This window comes from Lysobacter enzymogenes, assembly GCF_017168095.1.
GTDB classification, from domain to species: domain Bacteria; phylum Pseudomonadota; class Gammaproteobacteria; order Xanthomonadales; family Xanthomonadaceae; genus Lysobacter; species Lysobacter enzymogenes_D.
In genome coordinates this window covers 1-222 of record NZ_LXSD01000369.1, presented here as the reverse complement: position 1 = coordinate 222, position 222 = coordinate 1, and the positions used below count along the sequence as shown (strand labels likewise).

Here is a 222-nt window from a genome sequence, read left to right as displayed (position 1 = left end):
ACCTTGACCAACGTCAACGTGACCGACCCGCTGTTGCCGAACCTGGCGTGCACGGCCGTGACCTTGGCACCGGGCGAGTCGCAGACGCTGGCCTGCACGGCGGGCAATGTGTACACGCTGACCCAGCAGGATGTGAACACCGGTTCGCGCACCAATACGGCGACCGGCACGGGCACCACGCCGACGGGTGGAACGGTCACCGACACCGACGATGAGACGGTG

The 222-nt window shown here is 66.7% G+C and carries 1 protein-coding gene; it reads left to right on the top strand.

The genetic code is table 11. The features are described 5' to 3' along the window. Window positions 1-3: 3 nt before the first annotated feature. The coding region (locus A7A76_RS14875) for a DUF7507 domain-containing protein (protein WP_206411913.1) at window positions 4-222 on the top strand (219 nt) is incomplete at its 3' end.